Annotated in this window: 24 protein-coding genes; 14 read left to right on the plus strand and 10 right to left on the minus strand. The window is 69.8% G+C overall.

The annotated features are described in order from the left end of the window. Nucleotides 1-145: 145 nt before the first annotated feature. Both IEY87_RS17405 and IEY87_RS17410 read left to right on the plus strand, forming a co-directional pair. Nucleotides 146-529: a hypothetical protein gene (locus tag IEY87_RS17405; RefSeq protein WP_189139705.1), complete on the plus strand. Its 384-nt coding sequence runs from the start codon at nt 146-148 to the stop codon at nt 527-529. Between the two features lie 43 nt (nt 530-572). Continuing rightward, a complete protein-coding gene (locus IEY87_RS17410) occupies nt 573-884 on the plus strand; it encodes a hypothetical protein (protein ID WP_189139706.1) in 312 nt (103 codons plus the stop codon). Between the two features lie 8 nt (nt 885-892). Here IEY87_RS17410 and IEY87_RS17415 read toward each other — a convergent pair whose 3' ends face one another. Beyond that, nucleotides 893-2116, minus strand: a complete 1224-nt coding sequence (locus IEY87_RS17415; protein WP_189139707.1) for an RNA polymerase sigma factor — start codon at nt 2114-2116, stop codon at nt 893-895. Next, nucleotides 2113-2484: a YciI family protein gene (locus IEY87_RS17420; RefSeq protein ID WP_189139708.1), complete on the minus strand. Its 372-nt coding sequence runs from the start codon at nt 2482-2484 to the stop codon at nt 2113-2115. Before IEY87_RS17420 ends, IEY87_RS17415 begins: the two co-directional genes overlap by 4 nt. Nucleotides 2485-2670: 186 nt before the next feature. On the opposite strand from IEY87_RS17420, the gene IEY87_RS17425 reads away from it, so the two are divergent. The 7 genes from IEY87_RS17425 to IEY87_RS17455 all read left to right on the plus strand — a co-directional run bounded on the left by IEY87_RS17425 (nt 2671) and on the right by IEY87_RS17455 (nt 8676). After that, nucleotides 2671-3153, plus strand: a complete 483-nt coding sequence (locus tag IEY87_RS17425; RefSeq protein WP_189139709.1) for a MarR family winged helix-turn-helix transcriptional regulator — start codon at nt 2671-2673, stop codon at nt 3151-3153. A gap of 146 nt (nt 3154-3299) precedes the next feature. Then, on the plus strand, nt 3300-3989 hold the full coding sequence (locus IEY87_RS17430) for a nitroreductase (RefSeq protein WP_189139710.1): 690 nt from the start codon (nt 3300-3302) through the stop codon (nt 3987-3989). Nucleotides 3990-4044: 55 nt separating this feature from the next. Continuing rightward, nucleotides 4045-4893 (plus strand): aldo/keto reductase, encoded by an 849-nt coding sequence (locus tag IEY87_RS17435; RefSeq protein ID WP_189139711.1) that lies wholly within the window; start codon nt 4045-4047, stop codon nt 4891-4893. Between the two features lie 89 nt (nt 4894-4982). Continuing rightward, nucleotides 4983-5909, plus strand: coding sequence for a patatin-like phospholipase family protein (locus IEY87_RS17440; protein ID WP_189139886.1), 927 nt, complete (start codon nt 4983-4985; stop codon nt 5907-5909). Then, nucleotides 5906-7117, plus strand: a complete 1212-nt coding sequence (locus tag IEY87_RS17445) for a macrolide family glycosyltransferase (protein ID WP_189139712.1) — start codon at nt 5906-5908, stop codon at nt 7115-7117. Before IEY87_RS17440 ends, IEY87_RS17445 begins: the two co-directional genes overlap by 4 nt. A gap of 3 nt (nt 7118-7120) precedes the next feature. After that, complete coding sequence (locus IEY87_RS17450) at nt 7121-7615, plus strand: hypothetical protein (RefSeq protein ID WP_189139713.1); 495 nt, start codon at nt 7121-7123, stop codon at nt 7613-7615. Continuing rightward, a complete protein-coding gene (locus IEY87_RS17455) occupies nt 7612-8676 on the plus strand; it encodes a hypothetical protein (protein ID WP_225277042.1) in 1065 nt (354 codons plus the stop codon). The genes IEY87_RS17450 and IEY87_RS17455 overlap by 4 nt, the downstream gene beginning before the upstream one ends. Here the strand turns inward: IEY87_RS17455 and IEY87_RS17460 are convergent. Genes IEY87_RS17460 through IEY87_RS17470 form a run of 3 tightly spaced genes read right to left on the minus strand, consistent with a single transcriptional unit; the run spans nt 8602 to nt 11023 of the window. Then, entirely contained in the window at nt 8602-9627 is a 1026-nt protein-coding gene (locus IEY87_RS17460) for an NAD(P)H-dependent flavin oxidoreductase (RefSeq protein WP_189139714.1), read from the minus strand. The two genes, IEY87_RS17455 and IEY87_RS17460, sit on opposite strands and share 75 nt — an antisense overlap. A gap of 11 nt (nt 9628-9638) precedes the next feature. After that, on the minus strand, nt 9639-10346 hold the full coding sequence (locus IEY87_RS17465; protein WP_189139715.1) for an SDR family NAD(P)-dependent oxidoreductase: 708 nt from the start codon (nt 10344-10346) through the stop codon (nt 9639-9641). Nucleotides 10347-10390: 44 nt separating this feature from the next. Beyond that, nucleotides 10391-11023: a TetR/AcrR family transcriptional regulator gene (locus IEY87_RS17470; protein ID WP_189139716.1), complete on the minus strand. Its 633-nt coding sequence runs from the start codon at nt 11021-11023 to the stop codon at nt 10391-10393. A gap of 85 nt (nt 11024-11108) precedes the next feature. Between IEY87_RS17470 and IEY87_RS17475 the strand changes: the two genes are divergently transcribed. The 3 genes from IEY87_RS17475 (at nt 11109) to IEY87_RS17485 (ending at nt 14197) form a co-directional block, all read left to right on the plus strand. Next, nucleotides 11109-11474: a YybH family protein gene (locus tag IEY87_RS17475; RefSeq protein ID WP_189139717.1), complete on the plus strand. Its 366-nt coding sequence runs from the start codon at nt 11109-11111 to the stop codon at nt 11472-11474. A gap of 513 nt (nt 11475-11987) precedes the next feature. Next, on the plus strand, nt 11988-13370 hold the full coding sequence (locus IEY87_RS17480) for an MFS transporter (RefSeq protein ID WP_225277041.1): 1383 nt from the start codon (nt 11988-11990) through the stop codon (nt 13368-13370). Further along, nucleotides 13367-14197 carry a carbohydrate deacetylase gene (locus IEY87_RS17485; RefSeq protein ID WP_189139719.1) on the plus strand — a complete coding sequence of 277 codons (831 nt, stop codon included), beginning with the start codon at nt 13367-13369 and terminating at the stop codon, nt 14195-14197. The genes IEY87_RS17480 and IEY87_RS17485 overlap by 4 nt, the downstream gene beginning before the upstream one ends. Before the next feature lie 15 nt (nt 14198-14212). Here IEY87_RS17485 and IEY87_RS17490 read toward each other — a convergent pair whose 3' ends face one another. The 3 genes from IEY87_RS17490 to IEY87_RS17500 all read right to left on the minus strand — a co-directional run bounded on the left by IEY87_RS17490 (nt 14213) and on the right by IEY87_RS17500 (nt 16445). Continuing rightward, on the minus strand, nt 14213-15682 hold the full coding sequence (locus tag IEY87_RS17490; RefSeq protein ID WP_225277040.1) for an MDR family MFS transporter: 1470 nt from the start codon (nt 15680-15682) through the stop codon (nt 14213-14215). A 203-nt stretch (nt 15683-15885) separates the two neighbouring features. Next, entirely contained in the window at nt 15886-16215 is a 330-nt protein-coding gene (locus IEY87_RS17495; RefSeq protein WP_189139721.1) for a DUF3140 domain-containing protein, read from the minus strand. Continuing rightward, nucleotides 16212-16445, minus strand: coding sequence for a hypervirulence associated TUDOR domain-containing protein (locus tag IEY87_RS17500; RefSeq protein ID WP_189139722.1), 234 nt, complete (start codon nt 16443-16445; stop codon nt 16212-16214). The genes IEY87_RS17495 and IEY87_RS17500 overlap by 4 nt, the downstream gene beginning before the upstream one ends. 190 nt (nt 16446-16635) lie before the next feature. On the opposite strand from IEY87_RS17500, the gene IEY87_RS17505 reads away from it, so the two are divergent. Continuing rightward, a complete protein-coding gene (locus tag IEY87_RS17505) occupies nt 16636-16893 on the plus strand; it encodes a GlsB/YeaQ/YmgE family stress response membrane protein (protein WP_189139723.1) in 258 nt (85 codons plus the stop codon). Between the two features lie 188 nt (nt 16894-17081). Then, nucleotides 17082-18941: an AfsR/SARP family transcriptional regulator gene (locus tag IEY87_RS17510; RefSeq protein ID WP_189139724.1), complete on the plus strand. Its 1860-nt coding sequence runs from the start codon at nt 17082-17084 to the stop codon at nt 18939-18941. A 12-nt stretch (nt 18942-18953) separates the two neighbouring features. On the opposite strand, the gene IEY87_RS17515 is transcribed toward IEY87_RS17510, so the two are convergent. Together IEY87_RS17515 and IEY87_RS17520 are read right to left on the minus strand one after the other, a co-directional pair. Continuing rightward, a complete protein-coding gene (locus tag IEY87_RS17515) occupies nt 18954-19610 on the minus strand; it encodes a hypothetical protein (RefSeq protein WP_189139725.1) in 657 nt (218 codons plus the stop codon). A gap of 182 nt (nt 19611-19792) precedes the next feature. After that, entirely contained in the window at nt 19793-23053 is a 3261-nt protein-coding gene (locus IEY87_RS17520) for a 3-keto-alpha-glucoside-1,2-lyase-like domain-containing protein (RefSeq protein ID WP_225277039.1), read from the minus strand. Between the last annotated feature and the right edge of the window lie 486 nt (nt 23054-23539).

Here is a 23539-nt window from a genome sequence, read left to right on the forward strand (position 1 = left end):
GCCGCATCCCCGGTCTCACGGAATTCCGACACGGCCCCGGTAGCGTTGCTCGCGCTTTGTCGCGGACTATACGCTCGGCGGCGATCGTGAAACGAAGTTGGAGGCGGTAGTGGGATCTCTGGCGAGAAATATGATGCGGCTCGCAATGGTCGTGACGATCACCGGTTGCGGCATGACGCTGACCGCAGCCGGTAATGCGGTGGCCGAACCGAGGTCTCAGGAGCCTTCGCAGCTGGCCCGCCTGCTGGGCGCGGACCTGGGCAGCGTCATCAACATGGTTCCCGCCGTCTTCTGCGGCAACCGGCTGGTCAACTACAACTCCCCTTCCTCCAATTCTCCCACGAAGTGCGTCAACGGCGCAGAAAACAGCGGTAACTCCACCAACAGTGGGAATTACCATAGCGAAGGAGATCCCATCAACAGTGGGAACTTCTCCAACGTGAACGGCTCCACGGGAAGCAACAACGATACCAACAGCGGCAACACGGCCAACGGATCCCAGTCTCTCGTCCGGGAGAACGGCAGATGATCCTTCGGCGACACTGGCGCCGGCGGGAAACATTGGAGTGTGCATGCACATGACCGGTCTGGCCATCGCCGCTCTTGGCCTGGCACTGCTCGCGGCGGGGACACCGGCCTCTTCCGTCGAGGCGGCCTCTCGCGCAACGTCCCCATCGGCGACGCACAGCATGGCCGAGGCGGGCCATCCCAAGAAGAAGGGAAACTCACGAAAGCAGGGAAATTACTGGAACAAGGGTCGATCCGTCAATAGCGGAAACTTCGCGAACGTGATCGATTCTATTGACTCCAATAACTCCTACGGCGGCAGCGCGAACAACGTCAACGGCCCGCAACACATCATCGTGCGGCCCAAAAGGAGATAAGTGAACGTCTACGGGACGCTGAGGCCTCTCACCCGGCCGGCCCGGGACTCCAGGTAGCGTCGCTCGGCGAGGCTGGCGGTGACCTTCGCGGCACGCCGGTAATGCTCGTACGCCCCGGCCGGGTCACCGGTCTTCTCCAGCAGATGCGCCCGTACGGACAGCAGCCGGTGATGCCCGGCCATCCGCTCGTCGCTGTCCAAGGTGGACAGCAGGGCCAGCCCGGCCGGCGGGCCCTCGGTCTCGGCCAGCGCGATCGCCCGGTTGAGGGTGACCATCGGGTTGGGCGCGATCCGCTCCAGGACCAGGTAAAGGGCGTGCACCTGCGGCCAGTTGGTCTCCTCGGCGGTGGCCGCGTCGGCGTGCGTGGCGGCGATGGCGGCCTGCAGTTGGTAGGGCCCCAGCGCCAGGCCGGCCAGCGATGCCTTGGCCAGCCCGAGGCCCTCGTCGATCAGCGCGCGGTCCCACGTCGCCCGGTCCTGCTCGTCCAGCGGCACCAGGTCGCCGGTCGCTGTCGTGCGGGCCTCCCGGCGGGCGTGGGTCAGCAGCATGAGCGCGAGCAGTCCGGTCACCTCGCCGTCCTCGGGCAGTTGCGCCCGTACCATCCGGGTCAGCCGGATCGCCTCGTGCGCGAGGTCGGCGCGGTGCAACTCGCTGCCCGAGGAGGCGGTGTAGCCCTCGTTGAAGATCAGGTAGAGCACGTGCAGGACGACCCGCAACCGCTCCTCGCGCTCCGCGCCCGCCGGCAGGCTGAACGAGCTGCCGGCGGCCTTGATGCGCTGCTTGGCCCGGCTGATCCTGGCCGCCATCGTGGCTTCCGGCACCAGGAACGCGCGGGCGATCTCGGCCGTGGTCAGGCCGCCGACCGCCCGCAGCGTCAGGGCGGTCTGGGAGGCCGCGGTCAGCGTCGGATGACAGCACAGGAACAGCAGGACGAGCGTGTCGTCGCTGTCCGGCACGTCCGCGGGCACCACCTCGCCGGCCGTCGCCGACTCCCGCTCGCGCCGCGCGTGCTCACTGCGCATCTGGTCGATGAGCCGGCGGGACGCGACGGTCACCAGCCAGCCGCGCGGATTGTCCGGCACGCCCTCGGCCGGCCACTGCACGGTGGCGGCGAGGACGGCTTCCTGTACGGCGTCCTCGCATCCTTCGAACTGGCCGTGCCGGCGTACCAACGCGCCGAGGACCCGCGGCGTGAGCTCACGCAGCAGGTCCTCGATAACGGGCTCTGTCATGCCTCCAATTGTCCGTCAGCGAACATCACCTGCCGAACCTCGACGCCCAGGCCCTCGATCGCGGCGTCCGGGATCTGCGCCGCCAGCTCGATCGCCCGCTCCTTGTTCTCGCAGTCGACGAAGTAGAAGCCGCCCAGATACTCCTTGGCCTCCAGGAACGGCCCGTCGGTCACCACCGGCTGGCCGTTGCGCACGGACACGACGGCGGCCTGCGACGGGTCGACCAGCGCCTGCGTGGTGATGAACTCACCAGACGCCTTCAGCGCCTCCATGAACCTGCCGTGGCCGTCGCCGATCGCCGCCTTCTCCTCGTCGGTCAGCGCGTCCAGCACGGCCGGATTGATGTGCATGCTGATCAGGAACTTCATCTCGTACCCCTTGTGGCTCGCGGGCCCTCGGCCGGGCCCTTCGACGGTTGGTCGGAGCCGCCGCCCTCGTCTTGACATGCCCCGCCCGGACGTTCGCACCAGTTTTTCCCGACGAGACATCCGCGACGCTCGTTGATAGCGAACGTGACCGTATCGATTGAAAAGGTAACGAGGTAACGTGTTTCCATGAACGCTGACAATCCTCGCAGAGCCACTTCGCGTGCGACCGATCGCCCTGGAGATGCGTCGCCTTTCGCCCTCGGCCTGCTGCTGCGCCAGGCGCACTGGCGGGTGAGCGCGGTGATGACGGAGGCGCTGCGGCCGCTCGGCATCGAGGTGCGGCATTTCGCCGTGCTGCTGGTGCTGGTCAACCGTGGGCCCACGGTGCAGCGGGACCTGGTGGCGGCGACAGGGTCGGACAAGGCGGGCATCATGCGGGTCGTGGACGACCTGGAGCATAAGGGACTGGCCGTGCGCAAGGCCGTTCCGGGGGACCGGCGGGTGCGGGCGGTGGAGATCACGCCTCGGGGCGTCGAGCTCTTCGACGCGGCCCACGTGGCGGCGGAGCCGCTGGCTGAGCGCCTGGTCGCCGATCTGGAGCCCGGCGAGCCCGAGCAGTTGCGGGATCTGCTGACCCGGTTCGCCTATCCCGCGGGCGGTGAGGGGTAAGCGCGCCTGGTCGTCTCTCGCGGTACGAGTGACCTTCCTCACGATAAGCCCCAGCGCATCAGATTGTATTGATTGATACTATTTCGGTTGATACGATTGCGTATGTAAGGGAGTCAGACATCGAACAGAGAGGAAGGGGGGCGATCGTGGACCTTTATGAGGCTGTCAAGAGCCGACGGGCGGTGCGCGGATTCGCCGACCGGCCTGTCCCGAGAGAAGTGCTGGAGCGGGTGCTGTCCGCCGCGGCGTGGTCGCCGTCCGGATCGAACCTCCAGCCGTGGCGCGTCTACGTACTGACCGGCGAGCCGCTGGCCGAGCTGAAGAAGCGCGCCGGCGAGCGCGTCGCCGCAGGCGACGCCTGGGACGAGCGGGAGTACGAGATGTACCCGACCGCACTGAAGTCCCCGTACCGGGAGCGCCGATCCGCCTTCGGAAAGGAGCGCTACAAGTCGCTCGGCGTCGCCCGTGAGGACTGGGAGGGCCGCCAGCGGGCCGCTTCCGAGAACTGGCAGTGCTTCGGCGCGCCCGCCGCCCTGTTCTGCTACATCGACCGCGACATGGGGCTGCCCCAATGGGCCGACCTCGGCATGTACCTGCAGACCGTCATGCTGCTGCTCCGCGCCGAAGGGCTGCACAGCTGCCCGCAGATGGCGTGGTCGGTCTACCGCAAGACCGTCGCGGAGATCGTGCACCCGCCGGACGACCTCGTCCTCTTCTGCGGCATGTCGATCGGGTTCGAGAACGCCAACGTCGACTACATCCGCACAGGCCGCGCGCCGCTCGAGGAGACGGTCACCTTCGTCGAGAGCTCAGCGCTGCGCTCGCATGCGGCGTGACCGCCCGGAACGGCCGTCCCGCCGGCAGGCGCCACATCACCTCACGGGGAGAGACATGTCCCACTCGTTCCGCCTCGGCGGAGACCTGACGATCGACCGGCTCGGCTTCGGCGCCATGCGCCTGCCCCAGGGCAGGCCGGGCGGCCCCGCCCGCGACCCCGAGTCCGGCCGCGCCGTCCTGCGCCGTGCCGTTGAGCTCGGTGTCGACCACCTCGACACCGCCGACTTCTACCGCAGCCAGAACGGCTCGGTGCGCGCCAACACCCTGATCCGCGAGGCCCTGGCCCCGTACCCGGACACCCTGGTCATCGCCACCAAGGTCGGCCCGGTCTTCGGCCCCGACGGCCCCGGCCAGGGCACCGCCGCCGATCTGCGGCCGCAGGTCGAGGCCAACCTCGAAAGCCTGGGGCTGGATCGCCTTGACCTGGTCTACCTGCGTATCGGCACGATGGCGCCGCCGCACGGCGAGTCGCTCGCCGAACGCTTCGAGGTGCTCGCCGGGCTGCGTGAGGAGGGCCTGATCCGCCACCTGGGCATCAGCAACGTCGATGCCGGCCATCTCGCCGAGGCCCGCACGATCGCTCCTGTCGCGGCGGTCCAGAACAACTTCCACCTCGCCCATCGTGACGAGACGGCCGTCCTGGACGCCTGCACGCGGGCCGGCATCGCCTTCGTCCCCTTCTTTCCGCTCGGTGGCGGCAGGGCCGACATCGACGACCCCGGCCTGACCAAGGTCGCCGACCGGCACGGCGCCACCGTCCATCAGATCGCCCTGGCCTGGCTGCTGGCCCTTTCCCCGGTCACCCTGGCCATCCCGGGCACCGGTTCCGTGGCCCACCTGGAGGAGAACCTGACCGCCCGGTCGATCACCCTTACCGAGGAGGACCTCGCCGACCTTGTCTGATCGCGCAAGCGGACAGCCGAGGTGGCGGCCGGTCCTGGCCAAGGAACGGTTCGATGCGGTGCCATGGTGAGAGGAGACGGACCGTGAAGATGACTTATCACCGCAGATCGGTGAGCCTGCGCACCCTTCCCCGTCCCGTGGCGGTGGTGGTCGGGGGCGGGGGAGCGCTCGGGGCCGCGCAGGTCGGTATCGGGTACGCGCTGGAGGAGCGGGGATTCGTCCCGGATCTGATCATCGGGACCTCGGTGGGCGCTCTCAACGGGGCGATCGCGGCCGCCCATCCGGGCAGGGCCGCACCATGGCTGGACAGCGTGTGGACCCATGCGCGTCGCCGTGAGGTGTTTCCACTCCGCTTCCCGTCCGCACGGGCCAGTCTTTTCGCCGATCACGGCCTGCGCAGGCTGATCGCTCAAGCCGAGCTGCCGGCCCGGATCGAACAGCTGGCGATTCCCTTCACCGCGGTGGCCATGGATCTGGCCACCGGCGCCCAGGTGCTGCTCGACCACGGCGATCTCGAGTCCGCGCTGCTGGCCAGCGCGGCCATTCCCGGGGTCCTGCCCCCGGTGGATCGGGAAGGCCGCAGGCTCGTCGACGGTGGGGTGATCGCGCTGGTCCCGGTGCGGGCGGCCCTGCAGGCAGGGGCTGCCAGCGTGGTGGTGCTGTCGACCGGGCCGGCGAGCTGGCCGTTGCGCCCCCTCGCGCCGCCCCGGCGGGCCGGCGCGGTCGCCGCCCGGGCCGGGCTGCTGCTGTGGCACCATCAGATCGAGCGCGACCTGCACGAGGTGTCCGAACGGATTCCGACCGTCGTGGTGCCGACCGGCGTCGAGACCTGGCCGTTTCCGTGGGACTTCGGCCACGCCCGGCGGCTGATCACAACCGCTTCGCTCGCGGCGGGGCGTTTCCTCGACGGGCTGAGCATCAGCGGGCCCGGCCTGTATCGGGTCGACGGTCCTCCTGCGCCCTCGGCCGGCCTGAAGAGGGCACGGACCGCCTTCGCACGGGAGGCCGGACGGTGAGCACCATCGCGTTCCTCAACATCCCCATGCACGGGCACGTCAATCCGACCTTGCCGGTCGTCGCCGAGCTGGTTCGTCGTGGCCATTCCGTCACCTATCACACCTCACCGGCGTTCGCGAAGGAGATCGAGGCGACCGGTGCGACCGTGTGCCCCTATCCCGGGGGTGACCGGCCGCTGCCCGATCCGCCGCTGCCGATCACGCTGCTGGAGGGGCTCGCGGGCGCCGCGGCGGGCCTGCTGCCCGCCGTGCTCTCCGACCTGCGTCGTGTCCGCCCTGACCTGATCGTGCACGGCGCCGCCTGCCCCTGGGGCGCGGTCGCCGCCCGCGAACTCGGGGTGCCGGCGGCATCGACGTTCACCACGTTCGCGTTCAACGGGGATGCGCCCAGCCCCACCCGCGCCTCGTGGGAACTGCTGGCCGCGGCGGCGACCCGGCCCCGCGTCGCCCGGCGTTATCTGCGGTCACGGTGGGGGTTGCATCGCCACTACGACACCCGTGGACTGCCCCTGCTCGATCTGGCGAACGTACGCCAGCCGCTCAACCTGGTCTTCACCTCGCCCGCGTTCCAGCCCGGCGTGGACGCCTTCGGCCCGTCGTACCGGTTCGTCGGCCCGAGCCTCGGCGCCCGTCCCGCCGACCCGTCGTTCCCGGCCGGCCTGCGAGCTCCGGTGCTGTACGCCTCGCTGGGCACGGTGTTCGACGCCGGCCCGCACCTGCTGCGTGCCTTCGCCACCGCGCTCGCCCCGCTGGGCGGCACCGTGATCATCTCCACCGGGCACACCGATCCGGCCGCGCTGGGGCCGCTGCCGGTCAACGTGCTCGCACGCCACTCCGTGCCGCAGCCGGAGGTGCTGGCCCGCGCCGCGCTGTTCGTCACGCACGGGGGGATGAACAGCGTCAACGAGGCCCTGTACGCCGGGGTCCCGATGCTGGTGGTGCCCCAGGGCGCGGATCAGCCTCTGGTGGCCCGGCGGGTCGTCGAACTCGGCGCGGGCCTGTCCATCCATACCCGGGACGTCGCCCCGGGACCCGTGAACGCCCTCGCCCGGCGCCTGCTCGACGAGCCACGCTTCCGGGCCGCGGCGGCCACCCTGCGGGTCGCCCAGCGCGAGGCCGGCGGCTACCTGCGCGCCGCCGACGAGCTCGAGCGCTACCTGCGCCGGGTAGGCCGGCCTGCCCTGGCGGATGCGCCACGGGAGCGCTGAGCGATGTCACCTCTCGTCGTCGTCGTCCTGCTGCTGATCGCCGGGTTGTCGGAGTCGGCCGGGCGGATCCTGCCCCTGGTGGCTCGCCGTTCCGGCGTGTCGCGGTCCCATGCGATCCGGCTGCTGCTGACCGGTGCCGTGGTCGAGGGCGCCGTGTTCGCGCTGTGGCCGCTGACCGCATGGACTCTGGCCGAGCTGACGCTGTCCGCTCCGGTGTCCGGCGTCGCCGTGCCGGCCTGGACACCCGGTCTGGCCACTCCGCTGGCTCTCGCCGCCGTCATCGCGTTCCCGCTGCTCGGGCCCCTGCTGCACCTGCTGCTCCTGGTGGGGGTCGGGACCGGCCTCGCCACCTCGCTCGCCGCGACGACGGGGCTGGGCTGGTGGGCCGCCGCGGGCTGCGTCGCCGTCGCCGGAGCCGGGCTCGCCGCCGCCGTCGATGTCGTACGGCGACTCGTCGTGAGGATCAGCGTCGCCGAGCGGCAGGAGCTGCTCACATGACCGAGTTCCCGCTCCTCGTCCTGGTGCTCGGTCCGGTGCTGCTCGCCGAGGCCCTGCTCGCCCGCTACGAGGTGATGGCCTACACCGCCGGCTGGCGGACCCCTGCGACCGAGCTCCCGCAGGGCATGCCGTACGCCCGGGGCGCGGACCCCGGCCGTCCGCCGGACGCCTACCTGGTCTATCTGGACGGCATCGGCAAACGTCGCTTCCACGACACCCGCGACGGGGGCCAGCTGGTCAAGGCCCTCATCGCCGGAGCGCCGGAGCTGCGGGTGCTGGGTCAGGTGCAGCCGTACTCCCCGCTGGCCGACCCGCTCGTCGACCGGCCCGTGTGGGCGTGGCTCCGCCGCCGCATCGGGCTCCTGCTGTTCCTGCACAACGTCATGCAGATCTTCGTCGCCGCCGACCACAGGTACCGTCCCCTGTACAACCGTGCCGTGGGCGCCCAGATCGCCGGCCAGCTACGACTCGCCGGCTACCGGTCCGGCAGTGACATCCCCGTGGTGCTGCTCAGCTACAGCGGGGGAGCCCAGGTCGCCACCGGCGCGGTCGCGGAACTGCACACCCAACTGCGCGCCCCGCTCCTGCTGATCACCCTCGGCGGGTTCCACAACGGTGCCAACGATCTCACCCATGCCCGTCACCTGCATCAGCTCACCAGCGGCGGCGACCGGATCGAGCGGGTCTCCACCTGGATCTTCCCGCAGCGCTGGCGGCTGCTGCGCCGCAGCGGATGGAACCTGGCCGACCGCGCCGGAAAGATCACCGTGCACCGGCTCGACCCGGCCACCCACATCGGGCGGCGCGGCTACATCAACCCGGAGACGCTGCTGCCCGATGGCCGCAGCTACCTCGACCGCACCGCCGACACCGTCATCGCGCTCATCCGTGCCCACTGCGGCGTGACGGCCGCGAAGGACGATCCGCCGCCCTACACCGCCGTGCGGCGTCGGCGCCTCCTGGACCGTGCTCAAGGCGTTCGAGAGCTAGGGGATCAGTCGTCGCAGGATCTGCGCGGCGGGCTCCGCGGTGGCGTGGCGGTACCCCGTACCGGCCCATAGATTGATCCGTTCGGGGTCGCCCGCGGCGGCGGCGGCCCTGCGCAGCGGGCCGGTCAGGTGGTGCAGCGCGGGATAGCCGGCCGGCGCGAGGGCGGTGTAGCGGTCGGTGAAGTGGTTGCGCAGCGCCCTTGCCGGTCGGCCGGTGAACGCCCGGGTCACCACGGTCTCGCGTCGTACCGGGTCGGCCAGCGCGGCCCGGTGGGGGTGTGACGTACCGGCCTCGTCCGCACGGAGCAGGACGGTGCCGACCATGACGGCCGCGGCTCCGGCGCGCAGTGCCGCCGACACGGCCGCCGAGGTCGCCAGCCCGCCCGCGCCGATCAGCGGCGCCGATACCGCCTGCCGTACCTGTCGCACCAGTTCGGGCAGGGGGATGAAGGCCGGCAGGTGCCGCGGGGTGAGCGTGCCGGAGTGCCCTCCCGCGGCGGAGGCCTGCACGGTCAGCAGATCGGCGCCGGCTTCCACGGCCTGATGAGCCTCCGCGGGTGAGGTGACCGTCTGGATGACAAGAGTTCCAGCGGCGCGTAATGCGGCGATCACCGCCGCCTGCGGGATACCGAAGGTGAAGCTGACGACCGGCACCGGGTCGGACAGCAACAGGTCGATCTTGTCCGACCAGTGGTCGTCGTCTTCCACGATGCCGGCCGACAGTACGTCGATGCCGTAGGGCCGGGCCTCCGGCGTGATGGTACGGGCGTAACGGCGGAAGGATTCGGGATCGACCGGGATGGGGTTGGGCGCGAACAGGTTGACCCCGAAGCCCACGCCCTCGGCGCGGACCGCGGCGATCTGTTCGGCCAGCGCGTCGGCCGGCTTGTATCCGCCGGCGAGGAACCCCAGGCCGTTCGCCCGAGCCGCTGCGGTGACCAGCGCGGGCGTGCTGGGGCCGCCCGCCATCGGTGCGGCCAGGATCGGGGCGCTCACCCCGAGAGCCGTCAGGGGGGAAATCATCTCCGGGCTCCTCAGTGGCCGGCGCTCTGGCCGCCGTCGACGTGGAGAATCTCGCCGGTGACGAAGGGAGCGGTCTCCAGGTAGATCACCGCGTCGACGATGTCGCTCACTTCGCCCAAGCGTCCGACGGGGTGCAGTCCGCCGAGCATGCCATGGTCTTCCTCGGCGTGCATGGGGGTCTTGATGATGCCGGGGGAGACGGCGTTCGTACGAATGCCGCGACCGGCGTACTCGATGGCCAGGGACTTGGTGGCGGACTGCAGGCCGCCCTTGGTCAGCGATGCCAGGACGGACGGCACGTTCGAGTTGGCGTGGTCGACCAGGCTGGTGGTGATGTTGACGATGTGGCCGGCGCCCTGCTTGAGCATGTGCGGGATGGCTCGCTGCGTGATCCGGAAGAAGCCGGCGACGTTCACGCCGATGACCGAGGCGAACTCCTCCTCGGTGTAGTCGGTGAACGGCTTGGCCAGGAAGAGGCCGGCGTTGTTGACGAGGGCGTCGATGCGCCCGAACCGCTGGACGCCGGCGTCGATGACCCGCTCCGCGGTGGTGGGGTCGGCGATGTCGCCCTGGACGGCCAGGACGTCCGGATCCTGCGAGACGGCGATGTCGCGCGAGTTGGCGACGACGGCGTAGCCGAGTTTGCGGTAGGCGGTGACCAGACCGGCACCGATGCCCTGCGATGCCCCGGTGATGACGGCGACCTTCTGAGTGCTCATGACGACCTTCTGTCTTGGCAGGTTCGCGATGGATCTCCCTCGGATCAGCCGCCGGGTAAGGCGGCGGCGGAGATGTCCTGCTCGACGCGGGCGCCGAGCAGGGTCAGGCAGTTCGGCCACAGGGTGTCGAGAGGCCGGGTGTCGTTGTAGAGCTTGGCGAGGAGGATCTGGCCCTCCAGTTGGGCGACGATGGACCGGGCGGCCTCACGGGTGTCGGCGACGGCGACCCCGCCATCCGCCAGCGCTTCGCCGATGACCGTGCCGACCAGGTCGGCCTGCGCGTCGAAGATCTGCCGCAGGCGGTCGCGGACGGCCTCGGTCTGGGTGCTCAGCTCCAGGGTCAGGTTGCCGAACAGGCAGCCCGAGACGGTGCCGCAGCTCTGCTGCCCGGCGCGCTGGGCGGCCGCGGTCTCCTCCAACAGCCGCCGTAGCCGCCGCAGAGGCTCGATGTCACTGCTCAGGACGCGGGTCCAGTCGCGGAGCTGGACGGCCCAGCGCTCGTCGATGACGGCCAGGGCGAGCGCCTCCTTGGAGGCGAAGAAGTGGTAGAAGCTGCCCTTCGGCACGCCGGCGGCCGTGCAGATCTCGGCCACGCCCAGCGCCGAGTAGCCGCGCAGCTCGATGAGCGCCTGCGCGGTGGTGAGAATCTTCCCCCGGGCGTCACTGGTGCGTCCCACGAGGCAAGTGTACGACCGGTCTTCTACTCTTTAATAGACCGGTCGGCTACCTATGGCCGCACCCGACCTCACGAAGGCTGTCACCATGACCGACCCGATGCGCGAGACGCTGGACCGGTGGAAGGCCGCGTTCGACGGCCATCACACGGACGCGATGGCCGCGCTGTTCACGACCGATGCCCTCTTCCAAGGCTTCGGCCCGGAGGTCCTCGTGGGCCGGGACGCGGTGCGCGCCTACTACGAGGCGGTGCCGGACGACCGCACGGCCGACGTCACCGTCATCGCCACCTACGGCATCGGTGAGCAGGCGGCCGGCGGGTTCGCGGACGTCGTCTTCCGTGACCCGGCGGGCTGGCAGGCTTCGGTGCACCTGTCGCTGGTCCTTGTGCAGGGCGAGGGCGCCTGGCGGATCCGTCAATACCATGTGTCCCTGGTCGGCGCGGAGCACTGACCTCCCGGAGTCCGGTACGACCAAGGCGGCCTCCGCACGACGTTCAGGGAGCGCGCGGGCCTGCCGAAGTCGTATCCGATCCGGCGCATCATGCGCGGGCCTTCCGTCCTTGAGGGGTGGGTCGCCTGATCTCCGCGCGTTCTGCCCACGAGCGACCGCGTGCCCTTGACCATTGACATCTTGTGATATTTGTCGGCATCTTCTTATGCGTGCCATAGCGCGCAGAGCCAGGTCGGCGGCGAAGAGGTCCCGAGCTCCTTGGCGAGGCGTGCTCTTGGCGTACCCGGGCGCGCAGACCGTCGACACAGGAGCCGGACTGGCGGTCGACGTCGGGCGCGGCAGGACTCCGCGTCACCCGCGCTTCTCCTTCGCGTGCGAGGGTGGCGTGCGAGGGTGGCGTGCGAGGGTGGCGCCGCGTACGGCGCCGGCATCGGCGAGGAAGGTGGTCGCGTGGCCCATCCCGGTACGGCCTCAGCCCCAGGACGGACTCCCGCGTGGCGCTACGCCATCGGGATGCTGGGCACATCCATCCCGATCAACATGATCAAGGGATCGATGATCCTCTTCTACGTCGACATCCTCGGCCTCGACGTGCGCGCCTACGGCGCGGTCATGGTGGTCTACGCGGTCATCGACGCGATCGACAACCCCCTGCTCGGCCACCTCTCCGACCGCACCAGAAGCCGGTTCGGCCGGCGTCGGCCGTGGCTGCTCGTGGGCGCGCCGATGCTCGTGGCCTGCATGATCGCGTTCTTCTCCGCGCCGACCTCGCTGCAGGGCATGGGCCTCCTGCTCTGGTTCGCGGTGTTCGCGATCCTGTGTGAGGCCTTCGACTCGATGCTCAACGCGAACTACGGCGCGCTGCTCCCCGAGCTCTACCCACGCGAGCGCGACCGTGCCGTCGCCAACGGCCTGCGTCAGGGCTTCCAGCTCGTGGCGCTCGTGATCTCGCTCGCGGCCACCCCGTTGCTCACGACGAGCGTGTTCGGCACCGAGGACTCCACCCAGGGCTTCCAGATCACCGCGATCATCTACGGCGCGGTCGCGCTCGTCGTGATCGTGTTCATGGCGCTCGGCGCGCGCGAGAATCCCCGCTACTCGACGCGGGAACGGCCGCCGCTGCTGCGCAGCGTGTGGTCGATCGTGCGTGACCGGATGTTCTGGACGGTCGGGCTCACCGGCGCCTGTTACGGGATGGCCATGGCGTTCGTGCTCTCCGGCATCCAGCTGTACGTCCGCTACTCGCTCGGGCTCCCGGTCGGGAACGCGCTCTACCTTCAGGGCATCGTCATCCTCGTCTCGGCGGGCGGCCTGGTCGTGTGGACGGGCGTCGTCGCACGCCGGGGCGCCCTGTGGACCTGGCGGCTGGCCTTCGCGGTCCTCGCGGTCAGCTTCGCGGCCCTGTTCTTCGCCACGGACCTCGGCACCGCGATCGCCGCGGGGGTGCTCGTCGGGGCCGGTTGGTCGGGGATGCTCGCGACGAACGACCTCATCGTCGCGCGGGTGCTGGACGCCGACGCGGCGCGCAACGGGGAGCACCGCGAAGGGCTCTTCCTGTCCGCGTTCGGCTTCTTCGGCCGGCTCAACGGGATCGTGACCGGGCTCGCGCTCACCTCGCTCGGCGTGTTCTTCGGCTACAACTCGGGCGACGACCCCGGCACCGACCCCGGGCTCGCGTTCCGGGTGTACTTATGCGTCTATCCGTTCGTACTGACAGCGATCGGCGCGGTCGCGGCCCGCTTCATCTCAGTCCCCCTGGAAACCCCGACCGACCCACCACCCCCCGACCCCGTGGCCGGATCCACGGACCCGTCGTCCCCCGATCCCGTGGCCGGGGCCGAGGAGTCGGCGTCTTCCGGTCCCGTGGACGGGTCCGGCGTGGAGCGGCCCCGATGAGCCGGCGTGTGGTGATCACGGCCGACGATCTCGGGCGGGAGCACGGGACGACGGAGGTCATCGTCGCGCTGCTCGCCGAGGGACAGGTCAGCGCGACGACGCTCATCTGCGTCTCGCCCGCCGCGGAGCACGCCGCGAGCCAGGTCCGTGAGCTCGGCGTCGTGCCACGGCTGCACGTGACGCTCACGAGCGAGCGCGGGCTCCCGCGCTGGCGGCCCCTCGACACCGCGGCGAGCCTCGTCGATCCGGACGGGACGCTCAGTGACGACCCGCTGGCTCTCGGAGCCCGCGGCGAGGCCCACGATGTCGTACGGGAGGCCGACGCGCAGTTGCGGTGGATGCGCGACCGGGGTCTCATGCCCGTGGCGGCCGACTCCCACGCCGGCACCCTCTACGGCCTGCACGGCAGATCGTGGCTGGCCGAGGCGCTTGAGTGGTGCGCGCGCCACAACTTCGCCTTCCGGCTGCCCCGCGACCCGGAGCCGTACTTCGGCGGGCCGTTGCCGCCGCCGCTCGCGGCGGCCCATCAGCGCGCCGTCGCCCTCGCCGACGCGCTGGGCGTGTCCATCCCGCAGACGATCGCGACCAACCGCCGCACGGCGCACGAGCTCGGCGTCTACGAGCGGCTCCGCGACGACTACCTCCGCCGGCTCGCGGCCCTCCCCGAGGGCACGAGCGAGCTGTTTCTGCACCCGTCCCGCGAGGACGCGGTCACCGGACCGGACGGCGTCGTACGGACCTGGGAGGCGCGCCTGCTGCGCGACCCCGCGTGGCACGACGCCCTCGCCAGTGAGGGCGTCGAGGTCGTCGGAGACTGGTGGACCTGACCCGGCGTGCCGCCGTCACGCATGGGGCATCGGACCGGGTCCGTCGAGCTCGCCGGTGTCCGCCGCGCGGGCCGGCAGCAGCAGGGCGGTGATGACCACGGCCACGGACAGCACCGCGCCGATGATGAAGGCCAGTCGCATGCCGTCGAGGGTGGCGAGCGACTCGGTCACTCCCGTGGCCTGCAGGGCGTCGGCTCGCGCGGTCATCACGGTGATCACCAGCGCGGTGCCGAAGGCCGCGGCGACCTGCTGCAGCGTGCTCAGGATCGAGCTGCCGTGGGAGTAGAACCGCGGCGGGAGCGCGCCGAGCCCGAGGGTGAAGACGGGCGTGAAGGTCGCGGCCAGACCCACCATGAGCAGCGCGTGCAGACCGAGGATCTGCCAGTACGGCATGGTCATCGAGACCTGGGTCAAGCCGGTGAGGGTAAGCATGATCACGATCGCGCCGGGGATGACCAGCACCCGGCCGCCGAACTTGTCGAACAGGCGGCCGACGGTCGGACCCAGCAGCCCCATCGCGAGGCCGCCCGGCATCACCAGGAGCCCGGTCTCCAGGGCGCTGAGCCCGCGGATGTCCTGCAGATAGAGCGGCAGCAGGATCATCGAGCCGAGCATCGCCATGAAGGCCACCGACATCATGATCAGCGCGACCGTGTAGGTGCGGTGGCGCAGGGCGCGCAGGTCCAGCAGCGGCACGCCGCGCTTCTGCAACGACAGCTGGCGGAACACGAAGACGGCGATGGTGACCAGCCCGGCCACCACGATCGCGGCGGCGACGCGGACGTCACCGCCCTCGAACCGGCTGAGCCCGTAGACCAGGCCGCCGAAGCCGGCGGCGGCGGTCACCACGCTGAACCAGTCGATGGTGCTGAAGCGGGGCTCGCCGATGTTCTCCAGCCGCTTCAGGCCCTGCCAGGTGATCACGGCGGCGATGGGCAGCACCACGGCGAACAGCAGGCGCCAGGACCCGAACTGCAGGATCACTCCGGAGACCGCCGGGCCCATCGCGGGCGCGACCGACATGGCCAGGGTGACATTGCCCATCACCCGTCCCCGGCCCTCCTCGGGCACCACCCGCATCAGCGTGGTCATCAGCAGCGGCATCATCACGGCCGTCCCGCTCGCCTGGATGACGCGGGCGACCAGCAGCACCTCGAAGGACGGCGCGACGATCGCCAGCGCCGTGCCGAGCAGGAACAGGCCCATCGCGGTCGTGTAAGCGCTGCGGGTGGTCACCCGCTGCAGGAACCACCCGGTGACCGGGATCACGGCGGCCATGGTCAGCATGAAGGCGGTCGAGAGCCACTGCGCGGTCTGCGCGGTGATGTTCAGCGCCTTCACCAGATTGGGGATGGCGTTGATCATGATGGTCTCGTTGAGGATGACCACGAATGTGGCGAGCACCAGCAGCCGGATCACGGCCGGTGTGCGGCCTGAACCAGCGGCCGCGGGTTTGGCGGGTGAGTCGAGCTGAGGGCTGGGCACGGTACCTCGATGGGGGTTGGTGGGTGAAACGCGGTGACGGCCGGCATTCCGGCCTTCGGTCTCACAGGGCGTTGTGGTCATGAACAGACTGACCTACGCCACTGACAAAACTCATCGACCGCGCCCCAGGATGAGGCACGTACGGGGAAATGTCACTCGGTTTTCGCTTGTGGAGGACGATCTCCGGACAGCGAGGGCACCCCTCATTTGAGGGGGTCGTGGCCCCAGTTCATCAGCGAATAGCGCCATCTGGTCTCCCGGACGTCGCCGGAGGGGCGCTGCGCCAGGTGCCGGTGTACGTAACCGATCACCTTGCGCATGTGCGCGTAGTCCTGCTCGGTGAGGGACGACTTCTTCGCCTGGAGCAGCGCGACGATCCTGCGTCCGGATTCGTGCCCGGTGGATTCGCCGCCGTCGTCCTTCTGGCCCACCGCCTTGGACTCGTCCGTGGCGAGCCAGCGCTCCAGTTCCTTGGCGGTCATGTTCACCGCCCGGCCGAAGTCGGCCGCGACTGCCTGCTCCTCCTCGGTCATCCCGAGCCCTTCTCCTTGCGCAGGGCCGACGGCTTGTGCACGGCCTTCTTGCCGCTCTTCTCGCTGCGCACGACGTACTGGGGGTCGTCGGGCGAGGCGGCCACGGTACGGCCGGCTTCCTCGCGCCTGTCGGTGACCTTCTTCTCGACCTTCCCGTGGGCGGTCGACCCATGGCTTCGCCAGGTGACCTCGTCGCCTACCGCCGGTTCGTCCTTCCGCTTCTTCGTCATGGTCTGCGCCCTACCCCGGAACGTCCCGCCCTCGCGTATACGAATCGTCAACGATTCACATGCGAGGGGTCCGTATGGTCGTCGGTCATGTGCTGCGGAGCGGGGGTAGCTGCCGCGCTCTGACTCACCTCGTGGACGTGCTTGCTCGTCCGAGTTTGCCATTTCGACACACTTACCAGGGGGAACACCCATGCTCACCATCATCGTGACGGCCGCGATCTCGGGACTCGTCGTCGGCGGCCTCGGCCGGCTGCTCCTGCCCGGACGTCAGGACATCGGCTGGGTCACCACCATCGTCGTCGGCCTCGTCGCGTCCGCGCTCGCCACGGGCATCGCCTACGTCTTCGGTCTCCACACCAACGCCCTGCTGGCGATCGCGCTGCAGGTCACTCTCGCCGTCATCGGCGTGGGCCTCGTCGCGAGCAGGAAGAGCAAGAGCCAAGCCTGAGCGATGTCCTCTACCATCTACCGGGCGGGCTGCTCCCCGCCCGGTGGGCGACGACCCGTGCGGGCGCGCAGGTCGCTGACGTTCGTGACGACCTGTTCATCAACATTCTCACCGAACACGCGCGCGACATTCTTCCGCTCGCCGGGACGAGGGTGTGCGAGGGGCTCGGGGTAGAGGGACGGTCAACGATGACTACGGGGTTACGGTTCGCTCTGCTGGGCCAGGTCCGGGCGTGGCGGGGCGAGACAGAGCTCGATCTGGGGGCTCCACAGCAGCGGGCGGTGCTCGCCTTCCTGCTGCTGCGTGAGGGCCGGGCGGCCTCCATCGAGGAGATCACGGAAGCGCTCTGGGGGGAGCGGGCGCCCGAGAGCGCGCGGGCCGTCGTGCGTACCTATATCTGCCGCCTGCGGCGTGCCGTGTCCTCCGACGAAGAGGACGACCGGGTGATCAGGTCGCTCCGGGGTGAGTACGCCATCTCCGTCGGCACCGTACACGTGGACTGGGACGACTTCCGGGAGAAGGTGAAGCGGGCGCAGGATGCGCAGGGGAACCCGGCCGAGGCGGCCGGCCTCCTGCGGAACGCCTTGCGTCTGTGGCAGGGCACACCTCTGGGCGGAGCCCGGGGCGACTTCGTCGGCCAGGAGCGGACGCGCCTGCTGCACCACAGGACGGCGGCGCTGGAAGAGCGATTGGCCCTGGAGCTGGAGCTCGGCCGGCACGCCGAGGTGAGCGAGGAACTGGCCGCGGCCGTCGCCGCCGAACCGGTGCGCGAGCGGCTGCACGAGCTGCTGATGATCGCCCTGTACCGGTCGGGACGCCAGGCGGAGGCGCTGCTGGCCTACGAGGACGTGCGGCGCCTGCTCGCCACCGAACTCGGTGTCGATCCCGGCGTCGGCCTGCGCGAGGTGCACCAGCGCATCCTGCGCGCGGACCCCGCGCTCGCCGCCCCGCCCACCCTGCCGCCTCCGGTTCTCCCTCCCGAGCGGCCGCCCGCCCAGGTGCCCGCCGCGCTGCCCGGCTTCGTCGGCAGGCAGGTGGAGTCGGCCGGCATCCAGGGCACCCTCCGTTCGGCCGGAGGGACCAGGATCGTGGCGATCACCGGCCTGACCGGCATGGGGAAGACCGCGCTGGCCGTGCACGCCGCGCACAACCTGCGTGACCGGTTCCCCGACGGCCAGGTCTACGCGAACCTGGAGATCTCGGACGGCGGAGCGGTGGACCCCGGCGCGGTGCTGGGCGGCTTTCTGCGCTCCTTCGGCGTGCCGGAGAGCCGAATGCCCGACCATGCCGAAGAGCGGGCGGCTCTGTGGCGTACCGTGCTGGACGATCGGCGGGTGTTGATCGTGCTGGACGACGCCACTGACGCCGACCAGGTGCGCCCTTTGCTTCCGGCAGCACCCGGCTGCGCGGCGATAGTCACCACATATCGGCGTATATACAACTTGTCCGGTGTCCACTGGGTGACGGTGGATGCCCTGTCTCCGGCCGACGCGCTGGAGATGCTGGCCCGGTTGGTCGGCCACGGGCGGGTCCTCGGGGAACGTCGGGACGCCGTCGCCCTGGTCGAGCTCTGTTCGCACCAGCCGCTGGCCATCCGCGTGGCCGCCGACCTCCTCCAGGCCAGACCGCACTGGACGGTACGGCAGGCCCGCCGGCGGGTGGAGGACGACGTGAACCGGCCCGTGGGCACCAACGAAGGCTGCAAGCTCATCGAGGCGCCCTTGCTGCTGGCCCAGAGCAGGCTCGAGCCGCAGCAGGCCACCGCCTTCCGGCTCGCCGCGCTGCCGTCCGACGGCGAGCTCACGGCGGAGTCGATGGCGGCGCTGCTCGACATGCCGCCGCCGCAGGCGTACCGGCTGCTGGAGTCCTTGGTCGACATGCACCTGCTGCTGACCGCCCCCAACGGAACCTATCGATTCCACCGCCTGGTCCAGGCGTTCGCCCGACGGCAGGCCTGGGAACACGAGGACGGCGAGCTATGCGACGCCGCGTTGAGCCGGCTGGCGCGCTTCCGCGCGCGTGGCCCGGCGGCCACGGCCGTCTTCTGACCCGGCGGATCGTCAGCTCGGGAAGTCGAGGGCGATCTCCTTCGAGGCGTGGCAGGTGCACGGCTGTCGCAGGAGGAAATCCGCATTCGGGTCGCCGGCATCGGGACGGCCCGATTCCATGAGCTGGCTCATGTCCTCGGTGACCTCGAAAACCCGGCCGGTCCTCGGCCGGCTGATATCGGCGTCGCCGGGAATGCTGATCTCGAACGTCGTTTCTTTCTGCGTCAGACTCTGGCGCGGATAGAACTCGCTGTGGGTGTCGCTGACCTGGTGAACTTCGAGCACGAACCAGTACGCGTAACCCGATCGGGCGGGCCGATTCAAGGTGGCGGTCACCGCGACGGCCCGGCGGCCCGCCGGTTCCACGGAAAGGCCGACAGGCTGGCCGGACTTTGTGAGCGGCGGCGAGGAAGGAGAAGGCGCCGTGGGTGGGGGTGGCGTCGCGGAAGGGGAAGGGGAAGGCGTCGTGGTGGGCGAAGCCGGGTCCTCGGTCAAGATGGGCACCACCACGGTGATCACGGCTACGGCGATCGTGGCGACCGCGCCGATGATGGCGACAATGATCGCGCTGCTCTGCTTGTCAGAACCGGGCGGGCTGCTTTTCGTGTCGGAATCGGCCGGGGTGCTTTTCTTTTCGGCGTTGTTCTGATCGCCCACGTCGACCTCCATCGAATCTCGGCCTTCTCTGGACGTCTCGTCAGCACCATCCGAGCACAGGGCAACCAGAACGTTATAACGCCGTCTAAAGTGCCATGATTTGCCGTTTATGGGACGTTGGTGGGGTTTTGTGCGCTCATAGCGGCAGGCCGCCGCGCCCCTGGGGGCGGGACGGCCTGCCGGGCCGGACGAGGTCAGGAGACGGGTTCGATCCACAGGTTGCGGAAGCGCGGGTTCTCACCAGCATCGCCGTGGTCCTGGAGGCGGATGCCGCCCGCCGCCGCGCTCTCCGGGATGTTGTCGCCGGTGCCGCCGTCGATGGGCACGTCGTTGTGCACCACCACGCCGTTCCAGACGACCGTCACCCGCGCGTCGTCGACCTTCGCTCCCGCGCTGGTGTAGCGGGCCGCGCGGAAGGTGATCTCGTACGTCTGCCACGTGCCCGGGGCGGTGGCCATGTTGCGGTCGGGGGCGCGCTTGGAGTAGATCGAGCCCGCCTCGTTGGCGGCCGGGGTGGTGTCCCCGTGCGACTCCAGGACCTGTACCTCATAGCGTTCCTGGAGGAAGATGCCGCTGTTGCCGCGCTGCTGTCCGGTCACCTCCGGCGGGTAGTCCGGCTCGTACCACTCGGCGTGCAGCTTGAAGTCGCCGAACGTCTGCCGGGTGCGGATGTCGCCGCCGTAGGACTCCACCGAGCCGTTCGCGATCGGCCAGGTCGCCGCGCCGCCTGACCGTTTCTCCCAGAGCGCCAGGTGGGACCCGTCGAACAGCGTGATCCGTCGCGCCTTCGACACGGTGAGGTGGTCGAGGCTGAGTCGTCCCGCGTCGCCGGAGTCGTACTTGTAGGCGATCTTGTTGGAGCCTCGCTTCAGGTCGAGCGGCTCGGTCTGGACGGCCCAGGAGTCCCAGCCGCCGGTGGCGGCCAGCCGTACCTGCCTGATCTTGGTCCCGTTGACGTACACGCTCACCGATGTGCCGGTGTCGGCCGCGTAGCGGAGGCCGACGTTGTGCGGGCCGGACTCGTCCGTGTGGACGGAGAACGACGTGCTCGTGCCCGCGGCCGTGTAGCCGTCGACGAAACCCTTGCCGGTGTAGCCCTGATGGTTCTCGCTCACCTTCGCGCCACCGCGCAGCGTGGCCTTCTCCGCTTCGAGCACCGGTCGCGCGGTCACGGTGATGGCGTCGAGGTTGACGTTGCCCAGGTCGCCGGTGTCGTACTTGTAGGCGATGGTGTTGGCGCCCGCCTTCAGGTCGAGCGGCTCGACCCGGGTGGCCCACTGGTCCCACGTCTCCGTGGTGGGCAAGGGCACCTGCCTGATCTTGGTCCCGTTGACGTACACGCTCAGCGACTTGGTGCCGGGCGCGGGGTGCGGGCCGTTGGCGTAGCGCAGGCCCACGTGGTACGTCCCGGCCTTGGCCACGTGTACGGCGAACTGCGTGGCCGCTCCCGTGTTCCAGTAGCCGTCGACGAAGCCGGATCCCGAGTAGCTCGGGTGGTCGGTGTTCAGCTTGGTGCCGCCGCTGGGCGCCGCGCTCTCCGCCTCGTAGGTGATGTCCGTCGCCGGGCCGTCGACCAGCGAGTTGAGCGTGTACCAGGCCTCGGTGCTCCACAGCGGCTGCCCCGACGCCGAGCTGAACGGACGCGGTGACCGCAGGTGCACCACCCGCCCCGGCTTCAGGCCCGCGATCTTGAGCGTGACCTTCTTCCCGCCGGAGGTCAGCTTCGCGGAGGTGACGGTCAGCGGCTCCTCGTCCACCTTGGGGCCACCGTAGGTGGAGGCCGCGACGTACCGCCACTGGGTGGCCTGGTACTTGGCGGCCAGCGACGTGGCGGTCTCCGCCGACAGCGGCCGGGTGTACTCCAACTCGAAGCCGCCCTCGATGGCGCGCATCTTCAGGATGTCGAACGCCTTGCCGTCGCCGATGGCGAGCTTCTGCAGGCCGTAGGTGAGCTTGCCCGGCTGGCCCCAGTTACCGCCGGCGCCCAGGCCGCCGGTGTAGATGGCGCCGTCGGGGCCCAGGCTGATCCGGTTGACCCCCGCCTCGAGCCCCTGGGTGTAGCGGAAGACCGCGCCCTGGTACTCGCCGTTGACCTTCTCCAGGTAGGCGCGCTGGAGCCCGCCATAGGTGACGTCACCGAACACCATCTGCCCGGCGAACGCGCCGCGCTTCATGAGCAGCGGGGTGCTGGGGGAGTTGGCGATCTCGTTGTGCGGCAGCCACAGCACGGGCGGGGTCACCAGGTTGTCGTCGAACGGGCCGTCAGGTTCGGTGAAGTGGTTGAAGAACCGGTCCTTCTTGATGTGCACCAGTTTCGAGGCGGGCAGCCAGCCGCCCTGGTTGTCCGTGACGAACAGCTCGTCCCCCGGACCCCAGCCGATCCCGTTGGGGGTGCGCAGACCGCCGGCGATGTACTCGACCTTGCCGGTGGCCTTGTTGATCTTGATGGTGGTGCCTCGGTCCCGCGCCGGCTGCGGGTCGGTGGTGGCGCCGCCGTAGTCGATGGCGACGGACAGGTTGAGGTAGAAGTGGCCGCCCCGGTAGAGCAGCCCGAACGCGAACTCGTGGAAGTTGCCGCCGAACGGCCAGGTCGCCACGGTCCTGAGATTATCGGCGACCTCGTCGCGGTTGGTGTCGTTCAGCTCCACCAGCCGGGACTTCTCCGAGACGTAGAGCTTGCCGTCCACGTACTTGATGCCCTGGGGCTCCTGCAGCCCTTCGGCGATCTTCTTGACGGTCACCCGCGCGGGCGAGGTCTTGCCGGTGACGTTGCCGAGCAGGTAGACCTCGCCGAGCTTGTTCTCCGAACCGCCCCACGTGGTGACCGCCAACCGGCCGTCGGGCAGCCAGTCCATCGCGGTCACCTGCGGCTCGAAACCGGCCGGGCGCAGGTCGGTGAGTGTGAGGTCCGAGTGTACGGCCTGCAGTGGCAGCCCGTCGCCGGGGGAGTCGGCGCCGCCCTCGCACTCCTTGCGCCCCGGTCCGGTGACCCGCACCACGTCCGCGTCCGTGCTCAGCACCGAGGTGGGCACGAGGGTGAAGCCGGCGGCGCCAGGGGGTTTCCACTCCAGCCTGAGCTGCTGACCGTACAGGTGCTCGAAGTGGTCGACGCGCAGCGCGTGGTAGCCGGTGGTCAAGGTGATCGTGCCGTCGATGGCGATCGGCCCGTGCCGCCCGTCGTTGGTGATCACGACGGTGTCGTCGATGCGCAGCCGGGAGCCGTCGTCGCTGATCAGCCGGAACTCGTACGTGCCCGCCGTGGCGATGTCGATGTTGCCGATGGCCTCGGTGACGAACATGTCGGCCAGGCCGAAGTCGGCGTCGGAGGTCCAGTCGATCGTGGGCATCAGCTTGTCCACGTTGGGGGTCTGACCGGGCTTGAGCGTACAGAGCTTGGACAGTTCGACCTGGACGTCATAGGTGCGCAGGGTGACGCCCGGCTCCTGCGGCGGCACCGCCGCCTGGGCTTGAGCGGGTACGACTAGGTAGGAGAGCGCGGTGATCAGTAAAACGGATAATAAGGGTAATTTCCGCATTATCTATCTCATCTCGGGCGTGGGCGGGGGGTGCGGCAGGGCCACGATGGGGTGATCCATCGGCGGATGCCGGGTCTCATTCGCTGGAGGATGAAGGGGCTAACGCTGCCCTGCGCCGTAATATAAGACGAGATCTTCGCCTTGCCCATAGCCTTTCGCCGAAAATCGGAGAAAGGCATGACATGTCAAGACGGAAGGTACGGATCCACGCCGCCCGCCGAGTGCTCAGGCGCGTAGCAGGGGGAGCAGCCGGTCGCCCTGGCGTTTGATCTCCGGCAGGTAGGGAGTACGAACCCGGACGAGTATGTGGAATGTCGGGCATGTCCAAAGTCCCATGGGGCGGGGACGTACGGCTCTGCATGCCGGGTCCGGCATCGGATGTCATGGGATCAGTGAAACCCCCGC

Source organism: Nonomuraea glycinis, assembly GCF_014646515.1.
Lineage (GTDB): Bacteria > Actinomycetota > Actinomycetes > Streptosporangiales > Streptosporangiaceae > Nonomuraea > Nonomuraea glycinis.